6 protein-coding genes and 1 pseudogene are annotated in these 4962 nt (G+C 66.1%); 4 read left to right on the forward strand and 3 right to left on the reverse strand.

The annotated features are described in order from the left end of the window. The 3 genes and pseudogenes from JOZ00_RS25705 to JOZ00_RS25715 form a co-directional block, all read left to right on the forward strand. A pseudogene (locus JOZ00_RS25705) lies at positions 1-113 on the forward strand (sulfate adenylyltransferase small subunit); the annotation flags it as partial. After that, positions 113-1954, forward strand: coding sequence for an adenylyl-sulfate kinase (gene cysC / locus JOZ00_RS25710; RefSeq protein WP_293350043.1), 1842 nt, complete (start codon positions 113-115; stop codon positions 1952-1954). The pseudogene JOZ00_RS25705 and the gene cysC, both read left to right, overlap by 1 nt. Before the next feature lie 83 nt (positions 1955-2037). Next, positions 2038-2523, forward strand: a complete 486-nt coding sequence (locus JOZ00_RS25715; RefSeq protein ID WP_293350046.1) for an RrF2 family transcriptional regulator — start codon at positions 2038-2040, stop codon at positions 2521-2523. Between the two features lie 6 nt (positions 2524-2529). Here the strand turns inward: JOZ00_RS25715 and JOZ00_RS25720 are convergent, their stop codons facing one another. Further along, entirely contained in the window at positions 2530-2919 is a 390-nt protein-coding gene (locus JOZ00_RS25720; RefSeq protein ID WP_293350049.1) for a VOC family protein, read from the reverse strand. 48 nt (positions 2920-2967) lie between these two features. Beyond that, on the reverse strand, positions 2968-3381 hold the full coding sequence (locus tag JOZ00_RS25725) for a VOC family protein (RefSeq protein ID WP_293350052.1): 414 nt from the start codon (positions 3379-3381) through the stop codon (positions 2968-2970). A 69-nt stretch (positions 3382-3450) separates the two neighbouring features. Here JOZ00_RS25725 and JOZ00_RS25730 point away from each other — a divergent pair, with 69 nt between their 5' ends. Next, positions 3451-4329 carry an LLM class flavin-dependent oxidoreductase gene (locus JOZ00_RS25730; RefSeq protein ID WP_293350057.1) on the forward strand — a complete coding sequence of 293 codons (879 nt, stop codon included), beginning with the start codon at positions 3451-3453 and terminating at the stop codon, positions 4327-4329. Here the strand turns inward: JOZ00_RS25730 and JOZ00_RS25735 are convergent. Then, the coding region (locus JOZ00_RS25735; RefSeq protein ID WP_293350055.1) for an NAD-binding protein at positions 4326-4962 on the reverse strand (637 nt) is incomplete at its 5' end. The genes JOZ00_RS25730 and JOZ00_RS25735 overlap by 4 nt on opposite strands.

Below are 4962 nucleotides of genomic sequence, written 5' to 3' on the forward strand. Positions count from 1 at the left end.
ACGTGATCGACGAGGTCGCCGGCACCCGCATCACCGAACGCGGCGCGACGAGAGCGGACGACCGCACGTCCGAAGCCGCGATGGAGGATCGCAAGCGTGAGGGGTACTTCTGATGGCTGAGCTGCTGCGCTTCGCGACGGCCGGATCGGTCGACGACGGCAAGTCCACCCTGATCGGGCGCCTGCTTTATGACTCCAAGGCCGTGATGGAAGACCAGTGGGCGGCTGTGGAGCAGACGTCCAAGGCCCGCGGCCACGACTACACCGACCTGGCGCTGGTGACCGACGGCCTGCGGGCCGAACGCGAACAGGGCATCACGATCGACGTCGCATACCGCTACTTCGCCACTCCCAAGCGGAAATTCATCATCGCCGACACACCGGGCCACATCCAGTACACCCGCAACATGGTGACCGGTGCGTCGACCGCTCAGCTGGTGATCGTCCTGGTCGACGCCAGACACGGCCTCTTGGAGCAGTCGCGCCGGCACGCCTTCCTCGCTTCGCTGTTGGGCATCCAGCACGTCGTGCTCGCGGTCAACAAGATGGACCTGATCGGTTGGGACAGAGAGAAATTCGAGGCGATCCGCGACGAGTTCCACGCTTTCGCCGCCCGACTGGACGTGCACGACGTGGCCACCATCCCCCTTTCGGCGCTGCACGGCGACAACGTGGTCACCAAGTCCGACAAGACGCCCTGGTACGAGGGACCGTCGCTGTTGTCGCACCTCGAAGAGGTCTATATCGCCGGTGACCGCAACCTGGTCGACGTGCGTTTCCCGGTGCAGTACGTCATCCGGCCGCAAACCCATGAACACCGAGACCACCGCAGTTACGCGGGCACGGTGGCCAGTGGCGTGATGCGCCCGGGCGACGAAGTGGTTGTGCTGCCGGTCGGCAAGCTCACCCGCATCGCCGAGATACATGGACCGAACGGTCCGGTAGAGGAAGCGTTCCCGCCGATGGCCGTGTCGCTGACCCTCACCGATGAAATCGACATCTCCCGCGGGGATTTGATCGCCCGCGCCAACAACCAGCCGAGGATCGCGCAGGAATTCGACGCGACCGTGTGCTGGATGGCCGACAACGCCGCACTCGAACCCGGCCGGGACTACCTCATCAAGCACACCACCCGCACCACGCACGCACGGGTGACCGCGCTCGACTACCGCCTGGACGTCAACACCCTGCATCGCGAAAAGGGCGCAACGGCGCTGAAGCTCAACGAACTTGGCCGCATCTCGCTGCGCACCCAGGTGCCTTTGCTGCTCGACGAGTACACCCGCAACGCCAGCACCGGCTCGTTCATCCTCATCGACCCGCACACCAATGGCACGGTGGCCGCCGGCATGGTGTTGCACGATGTCTCGGCGCAGACGGCGAGCCCGAACACCGTGCGGCACAAATCATCGGACATCGCGCAGGCCCGCCCGCGCGGCAAGACGGTGTGGTTTACCGGCCTGTCCGGTTCCGGGAAGTCGTCGGTGGCCATGCTGGTCGAACAGAAGCTTCTCGAAAGTGGTTCGCCCGCATATGTTCTCGACGGCGATAACCTGCGGCACGGCCTGAACGCGGACCTGGGTTTCAGCATGGCCGACCGGGTGGAGAACCTGCGGCGGCTAGCGCACGTGGCGGCGCTGCTCGCCGACTGCGGCAACGTCGTGCTCGTGCCGGCGATCAGCCCCCTGGCCGAGCAGCGTGAACTGGCTCGTAAAGTGCACGCCGACGCCGGCTTCGACTTCGTCGAGGTCTTCTGTGACACCCCGCTCGAGGAATGCGAACAGCGTGACCCGAAGGGTCTGTACGCGAAGGCGCGCGCGGGCGAAATCACGCAGTTCACCGGCATCGACAGCCCGTATCAGCCGCCGGTGAACCCGGACCTGCGCCTCACCCCGAACCACACGGTGGAAGAGCAGGCGCAGCGGGTGATCGACCTGCTGCAATCGCGCGGCTAGAAGCGGGTCCAAAGGCGCGCGACGCGAGCCGCATCGTCGCCAGGTCCCTTTAAATGCCAGCGTCGGGTGGCACAATTCTGAGAGTGCGCATGTCAGCCAAGGCGGAGTACGCCGTGCGGGCGATGATTCAGCTCGCCACCGTCCCCGGCGGGACGCTGGTGAAGACGGACGACTTGGCGGAAGCCCAGGGCATCCCGCCGCAGTTTCTCGTCGACATCCTCACCAACTTGCGCACCGACCGGCTGGTGCGGAGCCATCGGGGCCGCGAGGGCGGTTACGAACTGGCCCGCCCCGGAGACGAGATCAGCATCGCCGACGTACTTCGCTGCATCGACGGGCCGCTGGCCAGTGTGCGCGACATCGGACTCGGTGACCTGCCGTACTCGGGGCCGACCGCCGCGCTCACCGATGTCTGGCGGGCCCTGCGCGCCAGCATGCGGTCCGTGCTGGAAGAGACGACCCTGGCCGATGTCGCCGAGGGCGAGTTGCCCAAGCATGTCGGGCAGTTGGCCGATGACTATCGGAAACAGGAAAACGTGCGACACGGTACGCCGCGCACCGGTGACTAGGGAAGCTCAGCGGCCCGAGCCGTAGGGGCGGGTGAGGATCTCCAGGACATGCCCGGAGGGATCCAGAAAGTACACGCCGCGTCCGCCGTCGTTGTGGTTGATCTCGCCGGGGCGTTTGGCGCCCGGGTCGGCCCAGTGCTGCAGGCCGCGTGAGTCGATCCTGCCGTAGATCGTGTCGAATTCCTGTTCGGACACCAGGAACGCATAGTGCTGTCGTGGGATGTCCACGCCCTCGGGCGCGTCCGCAAAATCCAGGCTGGCGCTGTGCTCGAGTTCGACAACCATGAAGTGGCCGAACGGCTTTGGGCTGGGCAGCCCGAAAAGATCGGCGAGAAAGTCTGCCGATTCGCGCTTGTCGCGGGACGCGACAATGGTGTGGTTGAAACTGATACTCATAGTTCTCGCCAGTCAACCACTCGGTGCGCTCCGCGACAACGCGCGAGGCTACTTCGGCGCCGTGAGCTCCAGGGCGATGTTGTCGGGGTCGCGGAACTCCAAGATGTATGACGGCCCGATGTCTTTGACCGGCTCGTGCGCCACGCCGAGTTCGTCGAGATGTGCTACCGCAGCGTCCAATTCGTCCTTGCTGCCGACGCGCAACGCCATGTGATCCAGCCCGGCGCGATTCTCGTCGAAGACGTCCGTGGCGACCGGCCGTAGCCCGATGAGGGTGCCACCGAGGTCGTAGACGACCCCGCCGTAGAGAAAGCTCAACTGGTTGCGGGTTGCTTCGTCGGCATTATCGGGGACCTCGATCAGCACCGGCCAGCCGAACACGCTCTCGTAGAACTGCCGGGATCGCTCGATATCGGTGACGGTGAGACGGACATGCGCGATGGAAGCACTGGTGAAACCCACTCGGCCCATGCTGCCACTCCAGACGGCGGATGCCGAAGGCATGTCAGAATCGCCGTCGTGCGGATTGGGATGACCATGCCGGTGATGGAACCGGATTTGGATGCGACGGTTTTGCGGAATTGGGCGCGCGGGATCGACGGGGGTCCGTTCTCGTCGCTGTGCTGGGGCGAGCGCATCGCTTTCGAAAACCCGGACAGTCTGACGCTGCTCGGTGCGCTGTCAGCCTGGACGGAGCGGGTCCGGCTGGTCACGACGGTGATCGTGCCGCAGCTGCACGACGCGGTCATGCTGGCGAAGGGACTGGCCACCGGCGACGTGCTGTGCGGCGGACGCCTGACCGTCGGCGTCGGGGTCGGCGGCCGGAACGAGGACTACCACGCGGTCGGGGCCGACCTGGCGACCCAGACGATCCGCGGGATGGCCGAGCAGGTGGCTTTGATGAAGAGGGTGTGGGCGGGAGAAAAGCTGACCGAGTCGGTGCTGCCGGTCGGTCCGGCACCCGTGCAGCCCGGTGGCCCGCCGCTGTTTGTGGGCAGCATCGGTCCCAAGACGATTCGCAACGCGGCCGCGTGGGCCGACGGACTGGCCGGCACGACGCTGGACCTCGATGTCGCCAAGCAGAGCGAGCTGTTCGATGTGGCGCGCGACGCCTGGGCGCAGGCGGACAGGCCGAAGCCCCACCTGGCGACGTCGTTCTGGTTCGCCTTCGGGCCGGCCGAGGAGGCCCGCGCGCAGGTGCACACCCACCTGCGCCGCTACATGAACTGGATCCCGCGCGAATACGTCGACGCCATGGCGCCGACGACGGGTTGGTCCGGCAGCGAAGACGAGCTGCTGGCGGTGCTGGGCAAATTCGAAGCCATCGGCACCGACGAGGTACAGCTCATCCCGACCAGCTCGAACATCGACCAGCTTCGGCGCGCGGCCGACGTGGCCGCAGCGCTCTAAGCCGAGGCGCGGTCTTCCTTGGATTCGGACTGCTCCGGGGGCTGCCCCTTGCGCAACGTCGCCAGCAGCTCGCGGTACGGGCCGACCAGATAAACGGTGTCGCCGCCACACAGGCGTGTGTCGCGGCGCGGGTGCAGATTGACGGGCACGTCCGGCCGGGTGATGGCGATAACCCTCGTCTGGGTGGACAAGTCGAACATCAGCAGGCCATCGAGCTCGCTGCCCATGGCGACACGCATCCCGCCCACCATGAACGAGCGCTGTCCGATCGAAAACGTGCCGAGAACTTGCAGTCCCATCGCCGCGCCGATGAACCACGGCGCCGCCAAGTCGACGGTCGACAGCACGTTTTCGAATTCGAATCGCTGTGCGACCGCCGCTCCCAGTGTGCGATCGAAGACGCGCAGCACGAGCGGGACGTCCGGACGGATCAGCTGGGGCATCACCCGAGGTCCCAACATCTCGCGCAGCACGATCCCCGTCTCGATGTTGACCATGTCGTCCTGGGTGAGCACGGCCACCGCGCGGGCATGTTCGAGGCCGGCGAGTTCCAGCGTCTGGCGCAGCGTCGCGTCCCCGAAGATCACCGGCACGTCGAGTTCGGCCGCGGTCGACAGGAAGCGGTTGTTCTCA

The organism is Mycobacterium sp., from assembly GCF_019243155.1.
GTDB lineage: Bacteria > Actinomycetota > Actinomycetes > Mycobacteriales > Mycobacteriaceae > Mycobacterium.